A 25752-nucleotide genomic window follows, 5' to 3' on the forward strand; every position below is an offset into this window, starting at 1 on the left:
TCGCGACGGATATCTATCATCGCCAAAGCGACCGCCCTGCGCCGGGCGCGCGCCCCGGTCCGTGCCCGTTGCCGGGTGCCAGGGCCACCGGGTGTCACACGTTATTTTCAACACGATGCCAAACGGGGCACATCCGTTCGGCAGGGTGCCGCCCGGCTAAGGTGATTTGTCCAGGCCACCAGCATCCGGGCGACCAGCATCCGGGCCACAAGTAGGAGACGACATGGAAGGCTTTCTGTACCAGGCCACGATCTATCTTACGGCTGCGGTGATCGCTGTTCCGATCGCCGCGCGCCTTGGCCTGGGGTCGGTGCTCGGGTACCTCGCTGCCGGTATCCTGATCGGGCCGGTGCTGCACCTTGTCGGCCACGAAACCCATAGCCTTCAACACTTTGCCGAATTCGGCGTGGTGATGATGCTGTTCCTGATCGGTCTTGAGCTGGAACCCAGGGCGCTGTGGGACATGCGCGGCAAGCTGCTCGGACTGGGCGGTTTGCAGGTGTTGCTGACAATGTTCGCCGTCATGGGCGCAGGCATGGCCTTCGGGCTGAACTGGAACAGCGCCCTCGCGATCGGGATGATCCTGGCCCTGTCCTCGACCGCGATCGTCCTGCAATCGCTGTCGGAAAAGGGCCTTATGCAGACCCAGGGCGGGCGTTCCGCCTTTGCGGTCCTGCTGACGCAGGATATCGCGGTCATTCCGATGATCGCCTTCCTGCCCCTGCTCGCCATCTCGGCACTGGCCACCGCGCAGCCCGACGGTTCGCTGGTCGTGGCCGCCCCCGACACCGCGCGAGAGGCCGCCTCGCTGGTCGACGGCCTGCCGGGATGGGGGGTGACACTTGTCACGCTTGGGGCTGTCGCGGTGATCATCCTGGCCGGTATCTACCTGATCGGACCCGTTTTTCGTTTCATCCATTCGGCGCACCTGCCAGAAATGTACACGGCGCTGTCGCTTGCCATCGTCATCGGGATTGCCTCGTTGATGAACCTTGTCGGCCTTTCCCCCGCGCTTGGCACCTTCCTGGCTGGGGTCGTCCTGGCCAACAGTGAATTCAGGCATGAACTGGAAAGCGATATCCAGCCGTTCAAGGGCCTCCTCCTTGGCCTGTTCTTCATCACCGTCGGGGCCGGCATCGATTTTGACAGCTTTCTCGGTGATCCCTTCACGATTGTCGGTATCGCGGTCGGCCTCATGGCGCTCAAGGGTGTGATCCTGTTCGGCCTCGGCCTGATCTTCAAGCTGCGGCGGCGCAACCTGATGCTGTTCACCCTCAGCCTCGCGCAGGCCGGAGAGTTCGGCTTCGTGCTGATCTCGTTCTCCAGCCAGCTCGAGGTTCTGCCGACGGCCCTGGCGGACAAGGTGTTGCTGGCAATCACACTGACGATGCTGCTCACACCGCTGTTCTTCATCTTTTTCGACATCATCTCCCGCAAGATGATCGAGGCCGGGGATGACCGCGAGGCCGAGGCCTTCGAGGATGAAGGCCCGGTGATCATCGCCGGCGTCGGGCGGTTCGGACAGATCGTCAACCGTATGGTTCAGAACTCGGGGTTCAAGACCGTCATTCTGGATCATGACATGGAAATGATCGAGGTGATGCGCCGGTTCGGCTTCAAGGGCTATTTCGGTGATCCGACCCGGCCCGACATCCTGCACGCGGCCGGTCTGGATAAGGCGCGCGTCCTTGTCGCGGCCATGGACAACCCCGAAGCGGTCACCAAGCTGGTCACCTATGCGCGGGCGCAACGGCCCGAGCTGCACATCATTGCCCGGGCTTATGATCGCACACACGTTTATCGACTGTATCAGGCAGGTGCAGACGACATCGTGCGCGAAACGTTCGACAGCTCGTTGCGGGCGGGGCGATATGTGCTGGAAAACGTCGGCCTCAGCGAATTCGAAGCGGCAGAAGCGCAAAAGATCTTTTTCCACCACGACCGGATGACCGTGCGTGAACTGGCCGAGCTGTGGGACCCTGCCATCCCGACCTCGCGTAACGCAGACTATATCGCCCGTGCAAAGGAACTGGAAAAGGATCTGGAAACGGCCTTGCTGGCCCGGCTGGGCGACACACCGCACGACAGCTGACGACGTGAAAAGGCGCCCCTCTGACAGGGCGCCTCATGCGCACCCGTTCCCGATCCGCACCGGGGATCAGCCGGCAGAGACGCCCGCCTCTGCAAACGTCGACATCCCGGAATGACAGGCAATCGCCCCCTTCAGGATGTTGATCGCCAAGGCGGCGCCTGAACCCTCGCCAAGCCGCAGGCCAAGGCGCAGCAACGGTTCCTTGTCCAGGCGAGCCAACAGTTTCGGATGCGCCGCCTCGGCGCTGGCGTGACCCGCGATGGCATGATCAAGCGCCGTCTCGCTTTCTGCCAGCAGGCAGGCCGCAGCCGCACAGCAGATAAAACCATCCAGGATCACAGGTATCCGCAGCACCCGCGCGCGCGCGATCGCGCCTGCCATGGCCGCGATTTCGCGCCCGCCCACCGTCCGCAACACGTCCAGCCCGGTCTTTGGTTGATGCAACGCCACGGCCTGCGCCACGACACCTGCCTTCAGCGACACCCCCTGATCGTCCAGCCCGGTGCCGCGACCTGTCCACTCGGCCGCATCGCCACCATAGAGTGCCAGGGCAATGGCTGCCGCCGAAGTGGTATTTCCGATGCCCATCTCTCCGGTGACAAGCAGATCGCACCGCTCATTTACCGACGTCCAACCGACGTTTATGGCCGCCAGAAGTTCGGCCTCATCCATGGCAGCTTCGTCGCAGAAATCCCGTGTCGGCCGATCAAGATCGATCGCATGTACATCCATCTGAGCCCCGGCCGCCTTGGACAACTGGTTGATGGCTGCACCGCCGTGTTGGAAGTTCAGAACCATCTGTTCCGTCACTTCGGGCGGAAAGGCCGAAATGCCACGCGCCGTAACCCCATGGTTTCCTGCAAAAACGATGACTTGCGGCGCTGAGATCTCGGGCCGCGCGGTGCCGCGCCAACCGGCATACCAAATGGCCAGATCTTCCAGCCGTCCCAATGCGCCGGGCGGTTTCGTCAGCATCCCATTGCGTTCGGCAGCGCCAGCCAAGGATGTCGCATCCGCAGCGGGTGCGGCTGCCAACACCGCCCGAAATTCAGTAAGTGAAGTCAGTGAATCTGTCATTTTGCTTCCGTTGCATTTTCCCGCCCTCCCGTGTCTAACGACCCCGAGAGTTGGAGCAACCACAAAGATGACCATGTCCCGCGCCTGGCACGATCTGTTGTCTGCCCTCGGCCTGCTCAGCAGATTGCCGCTGCCAGCACATAGTGGCCGTGGCGCCGAGGCCGCCTGGGCTTATCCGCTGGCCGGTGCCGTGCTGGGTGCCTTGGCAGGTCTGACCGGCATGATTGCCTTGGGCATTGGTCTGGGGGCAGAGGCGGCGGCAGTCATCACGCTGGGCGTCAGCGTCATGCTGACAGGCGCCCTGCACGAGGATGGCCTGGCGGACTGTGCGGATGGGCTATGGGGCAGTCACCTGCGCGAACGGCGCCTTGAAATCATGAAGGACAGCCGCACCGGGGCCTATGGCGTCATCGCGCTGGTGCTGGGTCTGCTTGCGCGCTGGATCGGTTTGTCGGCCTTGCTGGCCGGGGATCACGCCTGGTTGGCCATTGTCGGTATCGCGGCGGTATCGCGGGGGACAATGCCCGCCCTGATGGCGACCCTGCCCCATGCGAGGAGCACCGGATTGTCACACGCAATCGGCAAGGCGCCCCCGATCTGCGCCGCGCTTGCCGCCCTGATCGGGGGCTGTATTGCCGTCTTGTGCCTGGGAGTGAGCGGCATCATCGCGATTTTCATCGCGGCCCTGGCTGCACTGATCATCGCGCGTATCGCGATCGCCAAAATCGGCGGGCAGACCGGTGATGTACTGGGGGCCACGCAGCAGATCAGCGAAATCGCCTTGTTGCTCGCCCTCACGGCCTGACACAAAAAAGGCCGCAGCTTTCGCTACGGCCTGATAGGTTTGCGTGACGAAAATGTCAGGCGGCGCGGCTGACGAGAACTTCGTCAACCTGCTTGGCGGCGGCAACTTCGTCACCGCCAGCAACGGCTGCAACTTCGCGCGTCAGGCGTTCCAGCGCAGCCTCGTAAAGCTGACGCTCGGAATAGCTCTGTTCGCGCTGGTCATCGCTGCGGTGAAGATCGCGGACGACCTCTGCAATCGCGATGAGATCGCCGGAGTTGATCTTTTGTTCGTATTCCTGGGCGCGGCGCGACCACATGGCCCGCTTGACCTTTGCCTTGCCCTTGAGCGTGGACATGGCGCGCGAAACGACATCGGGGCTGGAAAGAGAGCGCATGCCGATTTCAGTCGCCTTGTGCGTCGGAACGCGCAGGGTCATCTTGTCCTTCTCAAACGAGATCACGAACAATTCGAGGGGTATGCCCGCGATTTCCTGGCTTTCGATGGACACGATCTGGCCCACGCCATGGGCAGGGTAGACGACGTATTCGTTGGGGCGGAACTCAGCTTTTTTAGTCTTGGTCATACAGGTTCTTCCTCACTCACCCATCTCGTCAGAGGGCACGAAAGCGTCCGGCGCCGACGAGCGACACCAAACGCGATGGACTCTCTTCAGATATTGGTCCGGCGGTCAGCAGCGCCCACGGACCGGAAAGGGGCGGTCATTGTCATATGTAAAGACGATCAATACCACAGAATCACCCCTTTTCATAGGGTGTGACGCGTCAGGGCTGCAGATGCGGCGTTCAGCCGCCTTCGCCGGGCGCCTCAGAGAAGTATTTCTCCATCTTGCCCTCTTCGCCATCACGGTCTTCGGCGTCGGGCAGCTGGTCTTTCTTGGTGATGATCACCGGCCAGAGTTCCGCGTACTTGCGGTTGAACTCCACCCATTTTTCCATGTCCGGCTCGGTGTCGGGACGGATCGCATCGGCCGGGCATTCCGGTTCGCATACGCCACAATCGATACATTCGTCAGGGTGAATCACCAACGTGTTCTCGCCCTCGTAGAAACAGTCCACCGGGCAGACTTCGACGCAATCGGTGTATTTGCAGGCGATACAGTTTTCAGTGACGACGTAGGTCATGGCTTACTCTCGAAGATCGAACAGGGGTCTAGCTAGACCACTGAACAGGATCATTCAAGCGCCCCTCGGCGATCAAGATCGAGTTTCCTGCGGTCGCGCTTGGTCGGACGAGAATTGCCTTCGATCCGGGCAATCGGCGGAACGTGTTTCTCGGCCTCATCGGTCGGGGTCAGATCCTCGTAGAGGGTCTGCGCCTCTGCTGCTGGGCCCCTGCGCGTGCCCAGGGCCGCGATCCGCACAACGCGGACATGATCCGCCTGCGTGAAGGTCAGCACATCGCCGACCGCGACATTGGCAGACGGTTTGGACACATGGTTGCCATTTATGCGCATATGGCCGCCCGAAACGCAGGCGGCGGACAGGCTACGGCTTTTGAAAAACCGTGCCTGCCACAGCCATTTATCCACGCGCAAACGCGGCTGAGAGGCCCCGACCAAGGATCAATCCTTGGTTTTCAGCCCCATCAGCGCGGCGGCGAAGGGGTTGTCGGGATCGATACGATCCTTCTTTTTCGGCGGTGTCGCCTCAAAGGTCTTGGCCTTGTTGTCGCGCTGCGGCTTGCCGCCCTGCCCTGGCTTTCCACGCGGCTTGCCGGTGTTGCCCTTGGGACGCTCCCCACGATTGTGCTGAGTGCGCGGCTTCTGACCATCGCGTTTGTCGCCGTCGCGCCCACGGGCGTTCTGGCGTGCCGCGCGACCGGCCCAGGTGAAGGTAAAGAACTCTTCCACTTCCGGCGTGGCCTCGGCGGTTGCGCCTTCTTCGGCAGCAGCAGGATCAGCCGTACTGGTGGCCGCTGCCTTCTCGACATCCTCTGACGGCGTCTGCGCCGGATCGACAGTGGGGTCGACAGCGGGGGGCGCGTCGCTCTCTGCTGCAGGCGGCTCTTCGGCGGCAGTCGCATCGGTTTCGGGTGCCGCGCCGCCGTCACCGTCTGCTTGGACAGGCTTGTCGGCGGCGGCAGGCTCGGCCTTGACCTTCGCCCGTTCGCCCTTTTCGGCCTTGTATCCCAGCCCCTGCATCAGATCCGCGAACTGTTCCAACGTCATGCCCGAGATCGAGAGCATGTCGGCTTTCGCCTCGAACCCGCCACGACTGTCTTCGCCGCGCAGCATGTCCGCCAAACGTTCCAGCATGTCGATACGGATGGCCCGTTCACCGGCCGCGCGATAGCCGGCCATGGCATAATAGCCCTGCGGCATGTCCTTTTGCGCGGGTACAGTTACCAGGCCCGGCGGCGGCGCTTCGGGAAATTCGTCCAGGTTGCCGGCCAGAGCCCACAACAGAAGACGCAGCCGAGTCGGCGCCGGTTTCAGCAAAAGCGGCATGAACACAGTGTATTGGCCAAAACGCACACCGTGCTTACGCAGGGCACCACGGGCGTCCTGATCCAGGGATTTGACCTCTTCCGCGACATCGCCACGCGGCAGGATGCCAAGCGACTCGACCAGCCGGAAGGCAAAGCCGCGCGCCAGACCCGACAGGGCCTCGTCGCGCTGCAGGTTCATCAGCGGTTCGAACAATGCCGCGATCTTGCGGTCAATGAAGTGCTGAAGACGACGTTCCACCTTTTGCGCCACGTCCGGGCCCGCTTCGTCGTCGACAAAGGCGACGATTTGCGGCTTCATCGGCTCGGAACCCGCAGCCAGTTTACCGATTGCCAGTTCGCCCCACATGAGGCCACCCTGTTCGGTAAAGTCAATTTCGGTATCGGGCGCGTTATAGAAACGATCCGCCCTCAGGTTGAAATGCGGAACCAGCGCCTGCAGGCTTGCCTGCCGCAACGTCTTGGCTTCCTGCCCAGAGGCGTCCTTGTCCTGACGGAAACGGAAGCCTTCAAGACGTCCTACGAATTCGCCTTCGACGGTCACTTCGCCGGTATCGCTCACTTCGGCCAAGAGGGCCTCCTTCTGCTTGAGCCGCCGTAGCAAGACACTTGTACGGCGGTCCACAAATCTTTGGGTCAAACGTGCGTGCAGCGCATCCGACAAGCGGTCTTCTACAGCGCGCGTTTCGTCACGCCAATGACTTTCGTCACTTACCCACCCATTGCGTTGTGCGACATAGGTCCATGTGCGGATAAATGCGAGCCTTTTCGAGAGCGCGTCGATATCGCCCTCGGTTCGGTCGATCCTGTGTACCTGTGTTGCCAGCCATTCATCCGGGACACGTCCCTTTTCGTGCAGAAACCCGAAGATCTGCGTCAGCAGGCCTGCGTGTTCATTATGACTGATACCACGAAAATCGGGAATGCGGCAGACATCCCAAAGCAACCGAACAGAGGCCGTATCGGAGGCTCTTGCGCTTACTTCGCCGTCCGCTGCCATGGTTTTCAGCGCAATAAGATCATCCGCATCGCGCGAACGCACCAATCGCTCGTCCGCTGGCGACATCTCGAGCGAATGGATCAGCGGATCGATTCCCCCGAACCTCAGGTCGTGATTGCGCCAGTTCAACTTGCGGATCGGGGTAAAGCGATGCTCCATGATCGCCTCGACCACCTCGGGGTGAAGGGGCCCCGCTTCGCCCGTTACGCCGAAGGTGCCGTCTGACATCCCGCGCCCCGCCCGACCGGCGATCTGGGCCAGTTCGTTCGGCGCAAGGTCGCGCATGCGCCGACCGTCAAATTTCGTGACAGAGGAAAACGCGACGTGATTCACGTCGAGGTTCAGCCCCATCCCGATGGCATCCGTCGCGATCAGATAGTCCACATCGCCGTTCTGGTAGAGTTCGACCTGCGCATTCCGCGTGCGCGGGCTGAGCGCGCCCATGACAACCGCAGCGCCACCCTTCTGGCGGCGCACGAGCTCGGCCATCGCGTAGATGTTATCGACCGAAAATCCCACGATCGCACTGCGCGACGGGATACGGCTGATCTTGCGCGAGCCGGAATAAGACAGCTGCGACAGGCGGTCCCTGCGCACGAATTGCGCAGTAGGCACCAGATCGGCAATCGCGCTGCGCATCGTGTCAGCCCCGAGAAACAGCGTCTCGTGCAGTCCGCGTGCACGTAGCAGGCGGTCGGTAAAGACATGTCCACGCTCCGGATCAGCGCAAAGCTGGATTTCGTCAATGGCAAGAAAATCACAGCCCATGCCCTCGGGCATCGCCTCGACCGTGCAGACCCAGTACTGGGTGCGCGGAGGCACGATACGTTCTTCGCCCGTGACAAGGGCCACGACGGAGGGCCCGCGGACAGCGACGATCCGGTCATAGACCTCGCGCGCCAGCAGGCGCAGCGGTAAACCGATCACCCCTGTGCGATAGCCCAGCATCCGTTCGATGGCATAATGCGTCTTGCCCGTGTTCGTCGGCCCGAGGACCGCCGTAATCCTGCCCTGACCGGACATCGCCTGCACCTCTTTTGGATGTACGAATTGATGTGCACCTTCGACGTGCGTCACATGATCTGGGGACTAGATATCGCTTTCTCCGACCTGACGTGCAAGTCGATCACGCCCGGCCTGAGCCTCTTCGTGTGCGGGAAAGACGGATAGCACCGCCTGATAGCCCCGCAACGCATCCTGAATACGGCCCGTCTGCTCCAGGATCAGGGCCATGCCATACACTGCCTGGAAATTATAGGGATTCAAGGCGACGGCCTGTTCGAGATCGGCAAGAGCCAGGCCGAACTCTTCCTCGCGAAAGAACGCCTGTGCCCGCAGATGCCAGCCTTCTGCAAAATCAGGCGCGTGATCGGTGAGGGCCGATAGATGACCGACTGCGACGTCGAACTCCCCCGCCGCAAGTGCATCGCGGCCCCGGCGCAACAAAAGGTCCATGGCAGGCGATTGCGAACGCGACCAGATCAGATCCAGCTCCCGCTCGATCTTCTTTCCTTCGACAGCATCGGCACTTTTCAAGTCCTCCAGAAGCGACGTGACCGAGGTTTCGGCCACCCCCAGCTGCGGAAGGAGCGAAAGTGACGCTGCGGCAAATGCCGCGATGGCAAGTTTGCGATATGACATTGAGGCGCCCATAACTGAAACTAGTGTATCGTGAGTCACCGGGATTGTTAGCCCAGATTACTTAAATTTGATGGAAGGCGCAAAATGAGCGACGTGATTACAGCAGCCGTGGCCGCTTTGAATGACAAGTTGGACGGCGAAGGCATTGATGGCACCGCGAAATTCGTGATCGAGGGCGAAGGCGATATCATCGTCGACGGCAACGGCGCCCGCCCTGCGGATGCGGATGAAGAGGCCGAAGTCACCCTGACCGCGGCACCTGATACATTTCAGGACATACTTTCAGGCGACCTTAACCCTACATCTGCATTCATGACCGGCAAACTCAGCGTTGACGGCGACATGGGCAAGGCGATGCAGCTCGCGTCCGCATTGTCCTGACATCGCCGCACCCGATCGGGACCGGCCTCCACAGTTTCAGGAGCATTTCATGGATCAGGCCCCGTTTTATTCCGACGTCGACGACGGGCCTCCCGGCGGGCGGGCCTTTTGGCTGACTGCATCGGACGGTGTCAGGTTCAGGCTGGGCGACTGGCCCGTGAGCGGGGCAAAGGGCACCGTCTTGCTGTTTCCGGGTCGCACGGAATATATTGAAAAATACGGACGTGCCGCGCGTGATTTCGCGGCGCGCGGGTATCGTACGGTTGCGATAGACTGGCGCGGCCAGGGCCTCGCGGATCGTGTCTCTGGCAATCCCGCGCTCGGCCATGTCGGGCATTTCAGCGATTACCAGAAAGATGTCGACGCCGTGATGGCGGCCCTGCCCGACCTCGGGATCACCGGCCCATACGTCTTGCTGGCCCATTCGATGGGCGGCGCAATCGGGCTGCGCGCCCTGTATCGCAGCCTGCCCGTGCGGGCGGCGGTCTTTACCGCCCCGATGTGGGGGATCGAGCTTCCCCTGTTGGTGCGTCCTCTGGCGTGGGTGCTGAGCAGCGCATCGAACGCCATCGGTCGTGGCGAGATCCTTTCCCCCGGCACCACAGCCGAAGCCTATGTGCTGAATGAGCTGTTTGCCGCAAACAAGCTGACCAGCGACTCCGACATGTACGAATACATGCAGGCCCAGGCGCGCGCGCATCCAGACCTGAACATCGGTGGTCCGACGATGAGATGGCTTCACGAATCGCTGATGGAAATGCGCCGCCTCGCTCAGCGGCCATCGCCCAACGTGCCCTGCCTCACATTTCTGGGCGGTGACGAGGCAATCGTGTCCGCCCAAAGGATCCGGGCTCGCATGGCGCAATGGCCCGGCGGGCAGCTGGAGGTCGTGACCGGCGCACGTCATGAAATCATGATGGAAAACGCCGAAACACGCGCCTTTTGCTTTGACGCATGCGCCGCGCATTTCGACGCCCATCTTGGCAAACAGCCGAGCGCTTGCTCGGCAAGGTGAAATCCGCCGGGCTAAAGTCGAACCCGCCGGACGGAAGCGGGACGCCGGGGCCACGGCATCACCGCGCGCCCCGATTTGCCCCCGGTGCGTATCGCGGAGATAGCCATCAGTCCTGCAGGACTTCCTGTCGTTGATGGCCCAGCCCCACGATGCTCAGCTCCATCACATCCCCGGCCTTCAGAAACCGTTGCGGGCGCATCCCCATACCCACGCCGGGCGGCGTGCCGGTGGCAATCACGTCACCTGGCTGCAAACTCATCATCTGGCTGAGGTAGGAAATGATCTGCGCGACCGAGAATATCATGGACGACGTGGAACCGGTCTGCGCCCTGACCCCGTTCAGATCCAGGCCAAGATCGAGCGCCTGTGGGTCCGCGATCTCATCAGGAGTTACGAGCCAGGGACCGATGGGGCCGAACGTGTCGCTGCTTTTCCCCTTTGTCCACTGGCCGCCACGCTCGGTCTGAAAGGCGCGCTCGGACACATCGTTGACGATGGTATACCCGGCGACATGGTCCAGCGCCTGCGCCTCGCTGACGTATTTGGCGGGCTTGCCGATAACCACGCCCAGCTCGACCTCCCAATCGCCTTTTTCAGCGCCGCGCGGCAGGCGCACCGGGTCATAGGGGCCGGAAAGGGCAGATGTCGCCTTCATGAACACGATGGGTTCTTCGGGTTCCGCCATGCCGGATTCGGCCGCGTGATCCGAATAGTTCAGACCGATGCAGACGATCTTGCCGGTCCCCGCGACCGGCACACCGATACGCGGCGTGCCGGGAACAAGGGGCAGATTTTCCGGATCAACTGCCGGCAAAGCCCCGAGGGTCGGCCCCACGAGATCGCCAATGACGCCGGACAGGTCGCGAATCCGACCTTCAGCATCCAGAACACCCGGTTTTTCGGCTCCGATCTCTCCGTATCGCAGATAGCGCATGGTATCCTCCTCGTTCCAATTCAGGGCAAACTCGGCCATGGTCGGGCTAAAGGCAAGCCGCAAACCTTGTTGAAGGGCCTCCTGCGGCCTATGTCCAGAAGCCGGAACGAAATCCCCTGGAGGATCCATGCGACCCATGCAAACGCCACTGTCCCTGCCCTTTCCCGTACGGGATGCCAACGCGACGTCCGAAGATGGCACGCCTCTTGGGAAACTACCGGAGTGGGACCTCAGCGATCTTTACCCCGCCCCCGACGCCCCCGAGCTCAAGCGGGACCTGGATTGGCTGGAAGAGGCATGCCGCAGCTTTGCCAGCGATTTTGAAGGTCAGCTCGCCGATCTCGACGCGGAAGGTTTCCTTGACTGCGTCATGCGAAATGAACGCATCCAGTCTGTCGCGGGGCGGATCATGTCGTATGCCGGTCTGCGCTACTACCAGCTGACCACCGCCGGCGACCGGGCGAAGTTCATGTCCGACATGCAGGACAAGGTGACCACCTATACGACTCCGCTGGTGTTCTTCACGCTGGAGCTGAACCGCCTGCCGGACGACCACCTCGATACCCTTTTTGCCGAAAACGCGGCGCTGGCCCGTTACAAGCCGGTCTTCGATCGCATTCGGGCCATGAAACCCTATCAGCTGTCGGATGAACTTGAACGCTTTCTGCATGACCTAGGCGTGGTGGGCGATGCCTGGGAAAAGCTGTTCGACGAAACGATTGCTGGCCTGCGCTTTTACGTCGGCGACGAAGAACTGAACATCGAAAGCACCCTGACCCTGCTGACGGATTACAACCGCGACACGCGCGAGGCGGCGTCCCGGGAAATCGCCCGCGTACTGTCGGACAACCTGCGCACCTTCGCCCGCGTTCACAACACGCAAGCCAAGGAGAAGGAGGTCATGGACCGCTGGCGTGGCATGCCGAACCCGCAAATGGGCCGCCACCTGTCCAACCATGTCGAGCCCGAGGTCGTGGAAGCCCTGCGCAATGCCGTGGTGAACGCCTATCCTCGGCTGAGCCATCGCTATTACGAGCTCAAACGCAAATGGCTGGGCCTGGACCGCATGCAGGTTTGGGACCGTAATGCCCCGCTGCCAAGCGAAGATCAGCGCATTGTCGGCTGGGACGAAGCGCGCGAGACGGTGATGGGCGCCTATGGGGGCTTTTCCCCGAAGATGGCCGACATTGCCGAACCCTTCTTTGACAACGGTTGGATCGACGCCGCCGTGAAACCGGGAAAGGCACCCGGCGCCTTTGCGCATCCGACGGTGACCGAAGTGCACCCCTACGTCATGCTGAACTACCTGGGCAAGCCGCGCGACGTGATGACGCTGGCACACGAACTCGGGCACGGCGTGCACCAGGTTCTAGCTGCCGGACAGGGCGAGATGCTGTCCTCGACCCCGCTGACTCTGGCCGAAACCGCAAGTGTCTTTGGCGAGATGCTGACCTTCCGTGCGATGCTCGACAAGGCCAAGACCAAGGCCGAGCGCAAGACGATGCTGGCCGGCAAGGTCGAGGACATGATCAATACCGTGGTGCGGCAGATCGCGTTTTACGACTTTGAGTGCAAGCTGCATGATGCCCGCCGCGGGGGGGAGTTGACACCAGAAGATATCAACGACCTCTGGATGTCCGTCCAGGCCGAGAGCCTCGGGCCGTCGTTCGATTTCATGGAGGGATACGAAACCTTCTGGGCCTATATCCCGCACTTCATCCACTCGCCGTTCTACGTCTATGCCTATGCGTTTGGCGATGGCCTGGTGAACGCCCTTTATGCCGTCTACGAAGAACAGCCAGAAGGGTTTCAGGAAAAATACTTCGACATGCTGAAGGCCGGTGGCTCCAAGCACCACAAGGAGCTTTTGGCCCCCTTTGGCCTTGATGCGTCGGACCCAGCGTTCTGGGACAAGGGCCTGTCGATGATCGAAGGGTTCATTGATGAACTGGAGGCCATGGAGGACTGAGGCACGCACTGCGCCTTTGGTCAGCCACACGATACGGGTTCGTCTGCGGCGGATGCTTGTTCGCATCCGCCGCAGCGTGCCGAACGGATTGCGCCTGCCCCTGGGCATAGGGCTGTGCGTGGGCGGCGTGCTGGGATTTCTACCGATCCTCGGGTTCTGGATGCTTCCCTTGGGCTTTGCCCTCATCGCGATGGACGTGCGTTGGCTGCGACACAGGATGCAGCGCAAATCGCCGCCAGCCATGACGCAGGCCCCCGAAGATCATTGACGGCTATTCGCCGGCAAGGGCGCTGTCGATCATCGCTTGTGTGCCGCGCGCATCTTCCAGAGACCAGGGCCAGTCAGCTTCGCCGCGCAGGGCGGCGCCAAACGCCTCAACCTGCAGGACATATTGATTGATGCCGGTGAAGCGTTCGGTCACAACGGTCTGATTGGGATAGGAAATTCGAATTTCCGCTTGATCGAACACGTTCGCATTGAATGGACAGGTGACAGAGATCACCGCATCGCTGCCATGAAAGTGCACCTCCTGGCGATTGGCCATACGGATGCCGGTCATGGACTGGAACGTGAAACCGGGAAATTCGAATCCGACTTCGGCAAACACGTCGACATCGTTTTCAAGCCTCAGGTGCGCATGAGTCATCGCCAGTGGATCACCGCCGGTGGCATAGCGCACCGACCCAAAGGTATAGACGCCGATGTCACGCAGGCCCCCGCCGCCCGTTTCGGGATTGTTGCGGATATTGGCCATGTCCGGATTGTTATAGGAAAATGCCGCGTTGACGTGCCACAATTCGCCAGCCACCCCCTGCGCCAGCAGCGCCTTGACCCGACGCCATTGCGGATGATGCACGATCATGAAGGCCTCGGAAATCAGTCCACCCGTATCCGCCCGCGCAGCAATCAGGCTATCGAACTCGGTGGCTGACAGCGCAAGGGGCTTTTCGCACAAGACTGCCTTGCCCGCGCGAAGGGCCCGTTCGCTCCATTCGACATGCATGTGGTTGGGCAGCGGAATATAGACCGCGTCGATGTCCGGGTCGTCCAGCAGGGCCTGGTAGCTGGTGTGGTGCCGCAGACCTGGGGTCAGATCATGAAATGGGGAAACCTTGTCGACAGAGCTTGAGGCGATCGCAAGAAGATCGGAATTGCGCGCGGACACGATGGCAGGCGCCATATGCCTGAGCGCAAAGTTCGATGCCCCCAGTACACCCCAGCGAATTGTCTTTGTACCACTCATGGTTGCTCTCCCCTTTTCAGGGAAGCCTAGCCAAGGTCTTGGGGAAAGAAAACCCGCCGAAAGTGTGTTGCGCCTTTGACGCAAAAAGGCTCCGACCCATCATAGCCGAGGGTCGGAGCCGCAATCATCTCATCGCATGGTGGTCAGGCCATAGCGTCAGGCCGACGCCATCATGCCCTTGTCCTGCGCCAGTTCCCGCATCCGGGTCTGTAGTTTTTCAAAGGCTCGCACTTCGATCTGACGAATACGTTCCCGGCTGACGTCATAGGTCGCGCTCAGGTCTTCCAACGTGACGGTTTCCTCGGTCAGGCGGCGCTGTGTCAGGATATCCTTTTCGCGGTCATTCAGAACATCCATCGCCTCGGCCAGCAACTCTCGGCGCGCTGTCATCTCGTCGCGCGCCTCATAGTCGGCGGCCTGATCGGCGTCTTCATCCTCGAGCCAGTCTTGCCACTGCATCGTGCTGTCGCCATCGCTGCCCACCGTAGCATTCAGCGATGCGTCCCCGCCCGACATCCGGCGGTTCATCGAGATGACCTCGGCCTCGGTCACGCCAAGATCATTGGCGATCTGCTTGACGTTCTCGGGCCGCAGGTCGCCTTCTTCAAGCGCGCCGATCCGCGACTTCGCCTTGCGAAGGTTAAAGAACAGCTTCTTTTGCGCCGATGTGGTGCCCAGTTTGACCAGGGACCACGACCGCAGGATATATTCCTGGATCGAGGCGCGGATCCACCACATCGCATAGGTCGACAAGCGGAACCCCTTTTCAGGATCAAACCGTTTGACGGCCTGCATCAGGCCCACGTTCGCCTCGGAAATCACTTCGGCCTGCGGCAGGCCGTATCCGCGATATCCCATGGCGATCTTGGCAGCCAGGCGAAGGTGCGACGTCACCAGCTTGTGCGCGGCGACCGTATCCTGATCCTCGACCCAACGCTTGGCCAGCATGTATTCCTGCTCGGGCTCGAGCATCGGAAACTTACGAATTTCCTGCATGTACCGGTTGAGACCGCCCTCGGGAGTCGGTGCCGGGAGTGTGGAATAATTACTCAAGTCCTCGTCCTTCCCCTGCTTTCAAAGCTCATGTAAATGCAAAGCTCATGTAAATGAACTTAACATTCAGATAGGAGTATTGCATGATGCATTCAAGCATCTGGCACAGTTACTTTAACGAATGGCTTACGTTTTCCGTTTCAAAAAGATCAGAAAATTTCAGCGCCTCACGTTGGTTTGTTCAACGCCGGGATATCGCGACATGTTCGGCATCGGCAAGAGGATCCACCTACGCACCAGCGCACATGAGTCAGTTCATTTTTGCCAAAACCTGCAATTGCGCAGAACCCTGACCCATTCCGGATGTCTTGGCGATGCGCGTACTGCTAGAGGTCCAGTTCGTTGCCACCGGGCAGGGCCCGGATCAATGCGACCATGTCGTCGGGCAAAGGGGCAGAAAAGCTAAGCCATTCTTCGGTGGTCGGATGCACGAACCCCAGGGTCGCCGCATGCAGCGCCTGCCGCCTGAAGCCATCGACGGCCGCAGCGGCAGGTGCGCCAAGTGCGCTGGCAGAGGCGCGGCGGCGACCGCCGCCATAGACCGGATCGCCCACCAGCCCGTGGCCGGCATGTGCCATGTGAACGCGGATCTGGTGAGTTCGGCCTGTTTCCAGCCGACACTCGATCAGCCCCAGCGACGGAGGCGTCCCGAAGCTGTGCAGAAGGCGCGCACGGGTGATGGCGTGTCGGCCGCTGTCAAAACTGACCGCCTGCTTTTGCCGATCCGTGCGATGACGCCCAAGCTGTGTCGTGATCTTCAAAACGTTGCCCGGTTCGAACGACGTCCCCTTGATGCCGCGCAGGCGGGGATCACCAGCATCGGGCACGCCATAGCACAGGGCAAGATAGGCACGTTCCGCTGTATGTGCCTCAAATTGGGCGGCCAATGCATGATGCGCCCGATCCGTCTTTGCGACGACCAGAAGACCCGAGGTTTCCTTGTCGATGCGATGGACAATGCCTGGGCGCTTCTCGCCGCCGATCCCCGACAGGCTGTCTCCACAATGGGCCAGCAGGGCATTGACCAGCGTGCCCGAAGGCGATCCAGGTGCCGGGTGCACCACCATGCCAGCGGGCTTGTCCACGACGATCAGCTGGTCATCCTCGTAAATGACGCTGAGCGGAATGACTTCGGCCACCGTCTCTACCTCGGCGGCCTCGGGAACCTCGATTTCGATCAGATCGCCTTCGGCGACCTTAGCCTTCGGATCGGTCAGCGAAGTGCCGTCGCGGTGCACCTGACCATCCGCGATCAGCCGGGCCAGGCGCGTGCGCGACAGCGCCGCCTCCTCTGGAACATCGCGGGAAAGCGCCTTATCAAGACGCGCAGGGGGATCAGCGGAGATCCTGACAACAAGGCGATGTTCGCTCATGCGGGGCAACTCGGGTTCGGATCAGGAAGTCATGGCAACAAACGACATCGCGGAACCGGCAAACTTGCGGCTGCTGCGGCGGCTCGTCACCGCCCTGATGGTGGTGATGATTTTGGGCCTTCTAAGCCTGGTCGGTCTGATTGTCATCCGTTTTGCCACGGCACCCCAAATTCAGATCCCCGATACGCTGACGTTGCCCGGTGGCACCGTCGTTCAGGCCTTTACGCGCGGCCAAGGCTGGTATGCCGTGGTAACCGAGGATCAGCACATCCTGATTTTTGACGCCGCGACCGGAAAGATGCGCCAGGACATCCCCATCGACACCGGCAAATAGAATGGGCGGCAGTCAGAGACGGGACAATAGTTCGGTCTTCTTGTCGGTGAATTCGGCCTCGCTCAGGATGCCGCGATCCCGCAAATCCGCTAATCGTTCGATGCGCGAAAAAATCTGTTCGTCCATGTCATCGGTCCCTTGAGCCGGGCGGTCAGTTTTGGGAGCGGTGCGTTGTGCGTCGGACCGCCGAGTATCGGCGGGCTGGGCCCTTGCATCCGGGATCATTGAGGACTGACTGACCTCGGTGGGCACATCGTCGGTTCGCGGCGGCGCGCTGCCCTCTGCGGCTCCGTCATCGAGGTCCAGCATCGGTACAACTTGCAGGTCGGTCACGTTGATCTGGCCGAACTGGCTGGTAAATGTCAGCGATTGCCATCCGCTCTGGGCCTGGCCGAAACCATAGATCTGATGGTCGCCGGTATCATATATCATCACCGAACCGCCATGCGCGATGCCAAGACGCCGCGTCTGCGGGAAATAGGCATAACGCATATCGTTCTGTGACCCTTGTGACGTGGGTGATCCAAGTTCCGCGGGCCAGCCGGTGCTGCCGTGCTGGGCATTGCAGGACGCGCCGCCCTGCACGGACGAAGGGGTATTCGGCTGGAAAAGGCTGCCGTGCGCCAGCAAAGAGGACAGCTCGGCGCAAAGCGCATCGACGCGGGCCTTCAGGCCGTTGTTGAACATGTCGCCGATCATCGTCATGCCGCCACGCGACCACTGCCCCATGCCGCCGAATTCGGGATGCGAAAACTGGGCTTGCGTGCCCTGCCCTGCCGCGACGGATCGCAACATCTGCTCGACCGCATCGTGGCTGAAGCCGTGACGTTGCGCGACCTCGTTCACCAATCGTTTGCCGTCTTCGTTCAGATTGCTCATGTCTTGCCCTCTCGTGGCTGCGGCGCGCGGATCGCAGGGGTTGAGCCTTGCGCGCCGCCCGTCTGCACGTCAAGGCGATTGCTGCGCAATACCGGCACCCGGGGATCCGACGCGGCACTTGCTGAACGCGCAGCGGCCAAAGCCTCAGCGTCGGCTGGCCAATCCATCGACGAAGACATCCAGCAACAGGATTGTGCGGGCCTGCCAGCCGTCGTCCTGCTTTGCATAGCAGATCCCAAGGACCGCACGCATCATGTCCTCGCCTGACACGTCGTCCCGGATCATGCCGTCGGCCACGCCACGTTGCAGCAGCACCCCCGCCGCCTGAAGCAACCTTGCCGTGGAATTGGAAAACAGCGGCTGAGATGACTCGAGTGCGGGCTCCAACGCCGTCAACATGCCGCGCTTGGTGGCCACCATGCGCACAAGGCCGTGCAACCAGCGCCGCATTGCCGTCACCGCGTCCACGCCCTCGCTGATCGTTTCCGCCAGCGTCACCAGCTCATCGACCTCGCGCTCGTAGACCGCCTGGAACAGCGCCTCACGCGTCGGGAAATGTCGGTAGAGCGTGCCGATGCCAACCCCTGCCCCCTTTGCAACGGCCTCAAGACTGGCGCCAGACCCGCCCGCGGCAAAGACCTGACGCGCGGTATCCAGCAACCGTTCACGATTTCGCACCGAATCCGCCCGGGGTTTGCGGGTCGGCGCCTTGCGGCCCTCGGGCCCAGGCTCAGTTGTGTCCAAGCTGGTTTCTTTTCTTGCCTTTTTCGCCTGTGCGACCATCTGAAACTGTGCTGCGGGACGGCACCGCGATGACGGTGCGATGCCCATGCGACAGCAAACTCCTTGCTAAACGGAGGGACCCTCCGTATATTACGACCACTGAACGGCCCTTTCGTGGCCTTTTCGACAGCCTACCACGACAGGCACACCCGTGCCCACAGTTTCCAAAACAGCCAAACATTCAATGGAGGGACCATGCCCCTTTCCATCAGCCTCATTGTAAACGGTGAGCAAAAGGACATCGCGTTGGAAGATCCGCGCGCCACGCTCCTTGACGTACTGCGCGACAGAATCGGCCTGACAGGCACCAAAAAGGGATGTGACCGCGGCCAATGCGGGGCTTGCACCGTGCTGATCGACGGTCGCCGGATCAACAGCTGCCTGTCCCTGGCCGCCAGCCAGGACGGTGCCGAAATCACCACCATCGAAGGTCTCGCCGCTGGCGACGACCTGCATCCCGTGCAAGCCGCCTTTATCGAAACCGACGGTTTCCAGTGCGGATATTGTACGCCCGGCCAGATCATGAGCGCCCTCGGCCTGATCCGCGAAGGTATCGCCGATGATGATCCCGAACGCATCCGCGAAGCGATGAGCGGCAATATCTGCCGTTGCGCGGCCTACCAGGGCATCACGGAGGCCGTGATAAAAGCCAATGCCCGGATGCGCGACACGCAGGAGAGCCAATCATGAACCTGTTCGAGTATCTGCGCCCCGCCTCGCTGGACGAAGCGATCGCGGCGGCCCGTGCGCCAGGCGCAACCTATCTTGCCGGTGGCACCAACCTGCTGGACCTGATGAAGATCGGCGTACAGACACCGCGCACGATCATCGACATCTCACGCCTGCCCGGGTTGGACCGGATTGAACGGCTGGCGGATGGCGCGACCCGCGTCGGGGCCATGGTGCGCAATGCCGACCTGGCAAGGGATGCGGATTTTGCCGCAAACTACCCCGCCGTGGCAGAGGCCCTGCTGTCGGGTGCATCTGCGCAATTGCGCAACGCTGCCAGCCTTGGCGGAAACCTGATGCAGCAGACGCGCTGTTCCTATTTCCAGGATCCGCACAGCGCCTGCAATCGTCGCGAACCGGGATCGGGGTGTGCCGCGCTTGACGGCGAAACCCGCAACCACGCGGTGATCGGATGGTCGGATCAGTGCATCGCAACCCACCCTTCGGATTTTTGCGTGCCGCTTGCCGCGCTTGGTGCGGTGGTCGAGGTGGCAGGCCCGGGCGGCACCCGAGACCTGCCGATCGCCCAACTGCACATGCTGCCCGACGCCACGTCGCCCGGCGGCACAACGCTCGCTCCCGGTGAGATGATCACCGGATTGCGCCTGCCCCCCGAAGCAGCCGCCTTTCGCGACAACGCCCGCTATCTCAAGCTGCGCGAAAGGACCTCGTTCGCCTTCGCGGTTGTCTCGGTGGCTGCGATGCTGCGCATGGAGGGTGACGTGATTGCCGAAGCGCGCCTTGCCCTGGGTGGTGTCGCGGCGCAGCCGTGGCGCCGCGCCGAGGCCGAAGCCGTGCTGGCCGGTGCCAAACCGGGTGACGACGCGATTGCGGCTGCCGCCGAAGCCCTCATGGCCGGCGCCCGTCCCTCAGGCGACAACGCCCACAAGATCACCTTGGCCAAGCGCCTGATCCAAAAGGCGCTGCACCTGGCAGCGGCGGGTACGCCCGCGGTGATGCCGGCCCTGCCCGCCTCTGTCTTTACCTCCGAACCCGCAGAACGGGGAGAACCTGCCGATGTCTGATACTCTCACCACTCCCGGCGCCCATACCCGCATGGGGTCGAATTCGGGCCAGCCGATGACCCGGCGCGACGGCATCGCAAAGGTCACTGGAACCGCCACCTATGCCGCAGACAACCGCCCCGAGGGGCTGTTGCATGCGGTCTATGCCATGAGCAGCGTGGCACGGGGGCGCGTCACCGCCCTCGACGTGGCGGCAGCCCTGGCGCATCCCGGTGTCGTACATGTCATGACACCCGAAAACCGTCCCCCCCTGGCGCAGGATCCCGACGACAAACCCGAGGGGAGCATGGCGCTACGCATAGAAGCTTTGCAAAACAGTTCAGTGCGTTACGTTGGCCAGCCGATTGCGCTGGTGGTTGCGGAAACGCTGGAGGCCGCAACTGAAGGCGCCCGCCTGCTGGCGCCCGTCTACGCCGTCGAACCCGCGCGGATCGGCTTCGATGCCGGAGAGGCTTTCGAACCTGAAAGCACCGGGTTTGGCGGGCAGCCGAACATCGATATCGGCGATATCGCAGCCGGTCGCGCCGCGGGCACGCGGCATCTGGATCAGACCTATGAAACGCCCCTGCAATACCACAATGCGATGGAGCCGCATGCGATTGTTGCGCAGTGGCAGGACGATCACCTGACCATCGACACACCCAACCAGGCGATTGTCATGGCGCGGGCGGCCTTTGCCGCGTTCTTCGACATCCCGGCCGAGAATGTCCTGCTGCGCAGTCCCTACCTGGGTGGCGGCTTCGGATCGAAGGCGCTGCCGATCGGACCGCAGATCCTGGCCATACTGGCGGCGCGCGAATTGCAGCGCCCCGTCAAGCTGGCCTTGCGCCGCGATCAGATGTTCGGCCCGGTGCAACACCGGGGCGCCACGCGCCAGCGGATGCAGCTGGACATGGACGACACGGGGCGGCTGACCCTGCTGGACCACCACACGACCGCGACCACCAGCAGCTTTGACACCTTCATCGAAGGCGCCTCGGCAGCGTCGCGCAACACCTATGCCAGCCCGGCCATCGCAACCAGCCACAGCGGCGTGCGCGTGGACACCGGCACCCCCGGTGCCGTGCGGGCCCCTGGCGAGGCGTCGGGTTCTGCCGCGCTGGAATGTGCAATGGACGAAGCGGCCGAGCTGATGGGCCTGGACCCGTTGGATTTCCGCCTGCGCAACTACGCTGAAACCGATCCGCAGACGGGAAAGCCCTTCTCCTCCAAAGCGTTGCGGGAATGCTATGAGGCCGGTGCCAAGGCGTTCGGATGGCAGAACCGCCCCTTGGCGCCACGCCAGATGCGTGATGACCAGGGCCATCTGGTCGGCTGGGGCATGGGCACGTCGCTGTTCGGCGCGCACATGAACAAGGCGCAGGCGCGCGCGGTGCTGCGGGCAGACGGGTCTGCAATGATCGCCACCGCGGGCGCTGACATGGGCCAGGGGGCATGGACCGCGCTGGCGCAGATTGCCGCCGACGGCCTGGGACTGGACATCGACAAGATCGATTTCCGGTCGGGCGAGTCGAGCCTGCCGAATGGCGGGATCGCCGGCGGATCGGGCCATACGGCCACGGCGGGCAGCGCGCTGTTCGCGGCGGGCGAGGACGTGATCCGGCAGCTGGCGGATCTGGCGACGGCCGATCCTGCATCCCCCCTGTTCGGGGCTGGCAATGCCGGTGTCGTCGCCCGGCAGGGCCGCCTGCATCGCGCGGACGACGAAAGCCGCAGCGAAAGCTACAATGAAATCATGGCGAAAGCCGGCATTTCCGAGCTGGAGGGCAAAGGCGAAGGCGCGCGCGACCCTGGGCACGCAGAGAGCAGGGCGATGTTTTCGCATGGGGCGGTGTTTGCCGAGGTGCGGGTCGACCCCGACTTGGGGCAGGTCCGGGTCAGCCGGCTGATCGGGGCCTTTGCCGCTGGACGGATCATCAACCCGCATCTGGCGCGCAGCCAGCTGCTGGGCGGGATGATCTGGGGTCTTGGCTTTGCCCTGATGGAAGAGGGCATTCACGACAAGCGCACCGGGCGGCCCGTCAACGGCGACCTGGCCGGATACCACGTGCCGGTCAACGCCGATGCCCCGATGGTCGAGGCACTGATGATCCACGAAGACGACGCATTCGTGAACCCGCTGGGGGTGAAGGGTGTCGGGGAACTGGGCATCACAGGCACCGTCGGCGCCATCGCGAATGCCGTCTGGCATGCCACCGGAGTGCGCCCCAGATCGTTCCCGATCCACATGGAAACATTGATCGGCTAACGCCGGGACCAGCACCCTGAACACTGAAACAGCCGCCCCCCGGGCGGCTGTTTTTTGGGCCGCTTTCTGCCGGGGACGTACCGACAGATGGCCCGGCCGCGTGCCCGTAAGACGTTAAGGCAAAGCTTTAACTAAGACACGCAAGCCTCTGAAAAATATCACTTGAAACCAAGGTAGTCGGTATCCGAAACCGGCTCAGCCCAGTCGACGCGGCTGCCATCCTGCTCCTCTGCGATGGCAAGGTGGCTCATCGCGCAGGTGTCGCTGGCGCCGTGCCAATGACGTTCACCGGGGGCGAACCAGACGATGTCGCCGGGACGGATTTCCTCGACCTCGCCGCCGTCGCGCTGCGCCCAGCCGAGACCCGACAGCACGAAGAGGGTCTGCCCCAGCGGATGCGTGTGCCAGTTCGTGCGCGCACCCGGTTCGAACGTCACCGTCAGGCCGCTGACCCGCGCGGGCGCGGTGCCGCTGAAGGGCGCGTCCATGCGGACGGTGCCCGTGAAATAATCGCTGGGCGCGGTCTTGGAGGGCTGGGAGCCGCTGCGTGTGATCTCCATGATCTTGTCCTTTCCTGGTACCGCAAGAGGCGGCGTTCACGTCCCGGATCATAGGGCATCGGGGCGCAGATACGAGGGGGCTTTCGCCGCCGAACCGGCCAGATCGGCACGTCGGTGCCTGCGTCGGTATTTGGGCGGTATCCGGGCGGTGCGACAGCGCCCGGGCGCAGTAGCGGCCCTGCGCAATGGGCCAGATCGGCACGTCGGTGCCTACGTCGGTATTTGGGCGGTATCCGGGCGGTGCGGATGCGGTGTGGGTCGTGCGGAGGGGGATGTTCGCTTGAGCGCCCCGCGCCGGGAACCGGGTCGGGCCTGACCGGCGCGGACAGGTTCGAGTGCGCGCGCGGGGAGGCAGGGAGAGGTCGGGCGCAGCGGGTGACGCCACCTGCACGCCCGGCATCAGGTTATGGGGTTGAGATCATCGGAGTGAGGCCATGGGATTGGGACCTTTAGAGTTGGACCGTGGGAGTTGGATCGCGGGATTTAGCCCCCCCCGTTTCTGTCCCCGGTTCAGCTCCTCCTCCCCCTTTCGGGCCTCTTTTCAGGCCGCGCCCACGACGGGCAATTGCAGGTCCTGCCAGATGCTGACGAAGTAGTCGTTGTAACGCTGATCCGAACGCAGGGCGACGGGATCGCGGGCATCGCGCGGGATCTGGATATCCATGGTGCGGATCACGGTCGAGGGGCGGTTCGACAGGACCAGGATGCGGTCGGCCATGGTGATCGCCTCGCCTATGTCATGGGTGATCAGGATCGCGCTCTTGCGCCGCTCGGAGATGATGCGGGCGACGTCCTGTTGCAGCAGGGTGCGCGTCTGGAAATCGAGCGCCGAGAAGGGTTCGTCCAGCAGCACGACCGCCGGGTCGAAGGCGAGCGTGCGCATGATCGCGACGCGCTGGCGCATCCCGCCCGACAGTGTGCCGGGGCGGGCATCCTCGAACCCCTTCAGGCCGTAGGCCTCGATCAGGTCGCGGGCGATGGCACGGGCCTTGTCACGGGCCATGCCACGGACCTCGAGCCCGAGGATCACGTTGTCGATGACCGAGCGCCAGGGCAGCAGCAGGTCCTTTTGCAGCATGTAGCCGACATCCTGCCCGGCGCGATCCGAGGCGATGGTGATGCCGCCCCGGCTGGGGGCCAGCAGGCCGGTGATGATGTTGAACAGCGTGGTCTTGCCACAGCCCGAGGGGCCGACGAGGGCGAGGATCTCGCCCTCGCGCAGATCGAAGCTGACGTTGCCGATGGCCTCGACCGGGCCGGAGGCGGATTCGAAGGTCATGCCGATGCCGGCGGCGGAAAGGATGGGCGTGTTCATGCGACGACGTCTCCTGTCAGGTCATGGTAGAATTCGCGCAACAGGTCGTGAAAGACCTCTGGCACCGCCTGGGTAAAGGCGTGCCCCCCCCATTCGGTCAGCGCGAGGCGGGCGTCGGGCAGACGCCGCGCCAGGGTTTTCGACATGTGCCAGGGCACCAGCATGTCATCGCGCGAGGCGACGCAGAGGGTGCGCACGGCCATCGTGGCCAGGGCGCTGCCGGGGTCATAGGCGGTGAAGGCATCAATGCGCGCCAGCAGGTCGGTGTCGGAGGGCATGGTGGTCAGCGCCGCGTCGGCGTGGGCCTCCATCTCGGCGGCATGGCGCGAGATCCAGGTCGCGGGATAGAGGAAAAGCGGCTGCGCGCGCAGATAGGCGGCGCGGCCCGAGGCGCGCAGGATTTCGCGGCGGATGGCGAAGCAGCGGTCGATATGGGCATCCGGGCCGACCCAGCCGTTGACGATGACCAGGCTGCGCAGGCGGCCGGGGTCCTGCAGGCCGGCCTGCAGGCCGATGGTGCCGCCGATGGCGTGACCGACGACATGGGCGCGGTCCGCGCCTGCCGCATCGAGCACGGCAAGCAGGTCAGAGGCCATTTCCGCGACGCTGCGCGGGCCGACATCGCGGCTGCTGCGCCCTGCCCCCGCGTGGTCGTAGGTGATGACGCGGTAGCGCTGCGACAGCGCGTCGAGCTGGGGTTGCCAGAACCCGCCCGAGCCACCGAGGCCGCTGGACAGGATCAGCGGTTCGCCGCGCCCGTAGGTGTCGTAATGGAGCGATACGGCCCCGTTCTGTGCGATTGGCATAAGTGGTGCCGTCCTTGTTGGGGTCGTCAGTCTTGCGGGCGT

The 25752-nt window shown here is 62.7% G+C and carries 25 protein-coding genes; 10 read left to right on the plus strand and 15 right to left on the minus strand.

Annotated features, from left to right (window positions below):
* Positions 1-223: 223 nt before the first annotated feature.
* Positions 224-2092 carry a monovalent cation:proton antiporter-2 (CPA2) family protein gene (locus DL237_RS14130; RefSeq protein ID WP_119399725.1) on the plus strand — a complete coding sequence of 623 codons (1869 nt, stop codon included), beginning with the start codon at positions 224-226 and terminating at the stop codon, positions 2090-2092.
* Positions 2093-2158: 66 nt separating this feature from the next.
* Here the strand turns inward: DL237_RS14130 and cobT are convergent, their stop codons facing one another.
* Positions 2159-3169 carry a nicotinate-nucleotide--dimethylbenzimidazole phosphoribosyltransferase gene (cobT, locus tag DL237_RS14135; protein ID WP_119399726.1) on the minus strand — a complete coding sequence of 337 codons (1011 nt, stop codon included), beginning with the start codon at positions 3167-3169 and terminating at the stop codon, positions 2159-2161.
* A gap of 67 nt (positions 3170-3236) precedes the next feature.
* Between cobT and cobS the strand changes: the two genes are divergently transcribed.
* Entirely contained in the window at positions 3237-3974 is a 738-nt protein-coding gene (gene cobS / locus DL237_RS14140; RefSeq protein WP_119399727.1) for an adenosylcobinamide-GDP ribazoletransferase, read from the plus strand.
* Between the two features lie 55 nt (positions 3975-4029).
* On the opposite strand, the gene DL237_RS14145 is transcribed toward cobS, so the two are convergent.
* From DL237_RS14145 to DL237_RS14165, 5 genes are all read right to left on the minus strand, one after another.
* Positions 4030-4539, minus strand: coding sequence for a CarD family transcriptional regulator (locus tag DL237_RS14145; RefSeq protein ID WP_119399728.1), 510 nt, complete (start codon positions 4537-4539; stop codon positions 4030-4032).
* Positions 4540-4759: 220 nt separating this feature from the next.
* Entirely contained in the window at positions 4760-5098 is a 339-nt protein-coding gene (gene fdxA / locus DL237_RS14150) for a ferredoxin FdxA (RefSeq protein WP_119399729.1), read from the minus strand.
* Between the two features lie 50 nt (positions 5099-5148).
* Positions 5149-5511: an RNA-binding S4 domain-containing protein gene (locus DL237_RS14155; RefSeq protein WP_119399778.1), complete on the minus strand. Its 363-nt coding sequence runs from the start codon at positions 5509-5511 to the stop codon at positions 5149-5151.
* Positions 5512-5538: 27 nt separating this feature from the next.
* Positions 5539-8445 (minus strand): helicase-related protein, encoded by a 2907-nt coding sequence (locus DL237_RS14160; RefSeq protein ID WP_119399730.1) that lies wholly within the window; start codon positions 8443-8445, stop codon positions 5539-5541.
* 66 nt (positions 8446-8511) lie between these two features.
* Positions 8512-8994, minus strand: a complete 483-nt coding sequence (locus DL237_RS14165) for a tetratricopeptide repeat protein (RefSeq protein ID WP_233545003.1) — start codon at positions 8992-8994, stop codon at positions 8512-8514.
* Positions 8995-9147: 153 nt separating this feature from the next.
* Here DL237_RS14165 and DL237_RS14170 point away from each other — a divergent pair, with 153 nt between their 5' ends.
* Both DL237_RS14170 and DL237_RS14175 read left to right on the plus strand, forming a co-directional pair.
* Positions 9148-9444, plus strand: a complete 297-nt coding sequence (locus DL237_RS14170) for an SCP2 sterol-binding domain-containing protein (RefSeq protein WP_119399731.1) — start codon at positions 9148-9150, stop codon at positions 9442-9444.
* Positions 9445-9493: 49 nt separating this feature from the next.
* Positions 9494-10459 carry an alpha/beta fold hydrolase gene (locus DL237_RS14175; protein ID WP_119399732.1) on the plus strand — a complete coding sequence of 322 codons (966 nt, stop codon included), beginning with the start codon at positions 9494-9496 and terminating at the stop codon, positions 10457-10459.
* A 106-nt stretch (positions 10460-10565) separates the two neighbouring features.
* Here the strand turns inward: DL237_RS14175 and DL237_RS14180 are convergent, their stop codons facing one another.
* Positions 10566-11393 carry a fumarylacetoacetate hydrolase family protein gene (locus DL237_RS14180; protein ID WP_119399780.1) on the minus strand — a complete coding sequence of 276 codons (828 nt, stop codon included), beginning with the start codon at positions 11391-11393 and terminating at the stop codon, positions 10566-10568.
* 136 nt (positions 11394-11529) lie between these two features.
* Here DL237_RS14180 and DL237_RS14185 point away from each other — a divergent pair, with 136 nt between their 5' ends.
* Positions 11530-13362 (plus strand): M3 family oligoendopeptidase, encoded by a 1833-nt coding sequence (locus DL237_RS14185; protein ID WP_119399733.1) that lies wholly within the window; start codon positions 11530-11532, stop codon positions 13360-13362.
* A 52-nt stretch (positions 13363-13414) separates the two neighbouring features.
* On the plus strand, positions 13415-13630 hold the full coding sequence (locus tag DL237_RS14190) for a hypothetical protein (protein ID WP_233545004.1): 216 nt from the start codon (positions 13415-13417) through the stop codon (positions 13628-13630).
* Positions 13631-13633: 3 nt separating this feature from the next.
* Here the strand turns inward: DL237_RS14190 and DL237_RS14195 are convergent, their stop codons facing one another.
* From DL237_RS14195 to DL237_RS14205, 3 genes are all read right to left on the minus strand, one after another.
* Entirely contained in the window at positions 13634-14689 is a 1056-nt protein-coding gene (locus tag DL237_RS14195) for a Gfo/Idh/MocA family protein (protein ID WP_321186085.1), read from the minus strand.
* A 72-nt stretch (positions 14690-14761) separates the two neighbouring features.
* Positions 14762-15658 carry an RNA polymerase sigma factor RpoH gene (gene rpoH / locus DL237_RS14200; RefSeq protein WP_119399736.1) on the minus strand — a complete coding sequence of 299 codons (897 nt, stop codon included), beginning with the start codon at positions 15656-15658 and terminating at the stop codon, positions 14762-14764.
* Positions 15659-15984: 326 nt separating this feature from the next.
* On the minus strand, positions 15985-17031 hold the full coding sequence (locus tag DL237_RS14205; protein ID WP_119399737.1) for an RluA family pseudouridine synthase: 1047 nt from the start codon (positions 17029-17031) through the stop codon (positions 15985-15987).
* On the opposite strand from DL237_RS14205, the gene DL237_RS14210 reads away from it, so the two are divergent.
* Positions 17030-17365 carry a DUF6476 family protein gene (locus tag DL237_RS14210; protein ID WP_233545005.1) on the plus strand — a complete coding sequence of 112 codons (336 nt, stop codon included), beginning with the start codon at positions 17030-17032 and terminating at the stop codon, positions 17363-17365. The genes DL237_RS14205 and DL237_RS14210 overlap by 2 nt on opposite strands.
* A 12-nt stretch (positions 17366-17377) precedes the next feature.
* Here the strand turns inward: DL237_RS14210 and DL237_RS14215 are convergent, their stop codons facing one another.
* Entirely contained in the window at positions 17378-18244 is an 867-nt protein-coding gene (locus tag DL237_RS14215; protein ID WP_119399738.1) for an SHOCT domain-containing protein, read from the minus strand.
* Between the two features lie 144 nt (positions 18245-18388).
* A complete protein-coding gene (locus tag DL237_RS14220) occupies positions 18389-18988 on the minus strand; it encodes a TetR/AcrR family transcriptional regulator (RefSeq protein WP_233545006.1) in 600 nt (199 codons plus the stop codon).
* 234 nt (positions 18989-19222) lie between these two features.
* On the opposite strand from DL237_RS14220, the gene DL237_RS14225 reads away from it, so the two are divergent.
* Genes DL237_RS14225 through DL237_RS14235 form a run of 3 tightly spaced genes read left to right on the plus strand, consistent with a single transcriptional unit; the run spans position 19223 to position 23029 of the window.
* The gene (locus DL237_RS14225; RefSeq protein ID WP_119399739.1) at positions 19223-19717 is read left to right on the plus strand and encodes a (2Fe-2S)-binding protein; all 495 of its coding nucleotides are present in this window, start codon (positions 19223-19225) and stop codon (positions 19715-19717) included.
* Positions 19714-20781 carry an FAD binding domain-containing protein gene (locus DL237_RS14230; protein WP_119399740.1) on the plus strand — a complete coding sequence of 356 codons (1068 nt, stop codon included), beginning with the start codon at positions 19714-19716 and terminating at the stop codon, positions 20779-20781. Before DL237_RS14225 ends, DL237_RS14230 begins: the two co-directional genes overlap by 4 nt.
* Positions 20774-23029 (plus strand): xanthine dehydrogenase family protein molybdopterin-binding subunit, encoded by a 2256-nt coding sequence (locus DL237_RS14235; protein WP_119399741.1) that lies wholly within the window; start codon positions 20774-20776, stop codon positions 23027-23029. Before DL237_RS14230 ends, DL237_RS14235 begins: the two co-directional genes overlap by 8 nt.
* A gap of 158 nt (positions 23030-23187) precedes the next feature.
* Here DL237_RS14235 and DL237_RS14240 read toward each other — a convergent pair whose 3' ends face one another.
* The 3 genes from DL237_RS14240 to rutD form a co-directional block, all read right to left on the minus strand.
* Positions 23188-23589, minus strand: a complete 402-nt coding sequence (locus tag DL237_RS14240; protein WP_119399742.1) for a (R)-mandelonitrile lyase — start codon at positions 23587-23589, stop codon at positions 23188-23190.
* A 541-nt stretch (positions 23590-24130) separates the two neighbouring features.
* The gene (locus DL237_RS14245) at positions 24131-24904 is read right to left on the minus strand and encodes an ABC transporter ATP-binding protein (protein ID WP_119399743.1); all 774 of its coding nucleotides are present in this window, start codon (positions 24902-24904) and stop codon (positions 24131-24133) included.
* On the minus strand, positions 24901-25710 hold the full coding sequence (rutD, locus tag DL237_RS14250) for a pyrimidine utilization protein D (RefSeq protein WP_119399744.1): 810 nt from the start codon (positions 25708-25710) through the stop codon (positions 24901-24903). The genes DL237_RS14245 and rutD overlap by 4 nt, the downstream gene beginning before the upstream one ends.
* Between the last annotated feature and the right edge of the window lie 42 nt (positions 25711-25752).

Origin of the sequence: Pseudooceanicola sediminis, from assembly GCF_003575965.1 — a bacterium.
GTDB lineage: Bacteria > Pseudomonadota > Alphaproteobacteria > Rhodobacterales > Rhodobacteraceae > Pseudooceanicola > Pseudooceanicola sediminis.

Bases quoted from the DNA above. Each gene is read 5' to 3' on its own strand.
- DL237_RS14130 (WP_119399725.1), top strand. From the start codon at position 224: ATGGAAGGCTTTCTGTACCAGGCCACGATCTATCTTACGGCTGCGGTG.
- cobT (WP_119399726.1), bottom strand. From the start codon at position 3,169: ATGACAGATTCACTGACTTCACTTACTGAATTTCGGGCGGTGTTGGCA.
- cobS (WP_119399727.1), top strand. From the start codon at position 3,237: ATGACCATGTCCCGCGCCTGGCACGATCTGTTGTCTGCCCTCGGCCTG.
- DL237_RS14145 (WP_119399728.1), bottom strand. From the start codon at position 4,539: ATGACCAAGACTAAAAAAGCTGAGTTCCGCCCCAACGAATACGTCGTC.
- fdxA (WP_119399729.1), bottom strand. From the start codon at position 5,098: ATGACCTACGTCGTCACTGAAAACTGTATCGCCTGCAAATACACCGAT.
- DL237_RS14160 (WP_119399730.1), bottom strand. From the start codon at position 8,445: ATGTCCGGTCAGGGCAGGATTACGGCGGTCCTCGGGCCGACGAACACG.
- DL237_RS14170 (WP_119399731.1), top strand. From the start codon at position 9,148: ATGAGCGACGTGATTACAGCAGCCGTGGCCGCTTTGAATGACAAGTTG.
- DL237_RS14175 (WP_119399732.1), top strand. From the start codon at position 9,494: ATGGATCAGGCCCCGTTTTATTCCGACGTCGACGACGGGCCTCCCGGC.
- DL237_RS14180 (WP_119399780.1), bottom strand. From the start codon at position 11,393: ATGCGCTATCTGCGATACGGAGAGATCGGAGCCGAAAAACCGGGTGTT.
- DL237_RS14185 (WP_119399733.1), top strand. From the start codon at position 11,530: ATGCAAACGCCACTGTCCCTGCCCTTTCCCGTACGGGATGCCAACGCG.
- DL237_RS14190 (WP_233545004.1), top strand. From the start codon at position 13,415: ATGCTTGTTCGCATCCGCCGCAGCGTGCCGAACGGATTGCGCCTGCCC.
- DL237_RS14210 (WP_233545005.1), top strand. From the start codon at position 17,030: ATGCGGGGCAACTCGGGTTCGGATCAGGAAGTCATGGCAACAAACGAC.
- DL237_RS14205 (WP_119399737.1), bottom strand. From the start codon at position 17,031: ATGAGCGAACATCGCCTTGTTGTCAGGATCTCCGCTGATCCCCCTGCG.
- DL237_RS14215 (WP_119399738.1), bottom strand. From the start codon at position 18,244: ATGAGCAATCTGAACGAAGACGGCAAACGATTGGTGAACGAGGTCGCG.
- DL237_RS14225 (WP_119399739.1), top strand. From the start codon at position 19,223: ATGCCCCTTTCCATCAGCCTCATTGTAAACGGTGAGCAAAAGGACATC.
- DL237_RS14230 (WP_119399740.1), top strand. From the start codon at position 19,714: ATGAACCTGTTCGAGTATCTGCGCCCCGCCTCGCTGGACGAAGCGATC.
- DL237_RS14235 (WP_119399741.1), top strand. From the start codon at position 20,774: ATGTCTGATACTCTCACCACTCCCGGCGCCCATACCCGCATGGGGTCG.
- DL237_RS14240 (WP_119399742.1), bottom strand. From the start codon at position 23,589: ATGGAGATCACACGCAGCGGCTCCCAGCCCTCCAAGACCGCGCCCAGC.
- DL237_RS14245 (WP_119399743.1), bottom strand. From the start codon at position 24,904: ATGAACACGCCCATCCTTTCCGCCGCCGGCATCGGCATGACCTTCGAA.
- rutD (WP_119399744.1), bottom strand. From the start codon at position 25,710: ATGCCAATCGCACAGAACGGGGCCGTATCGCTCCATTACGACACCTAC.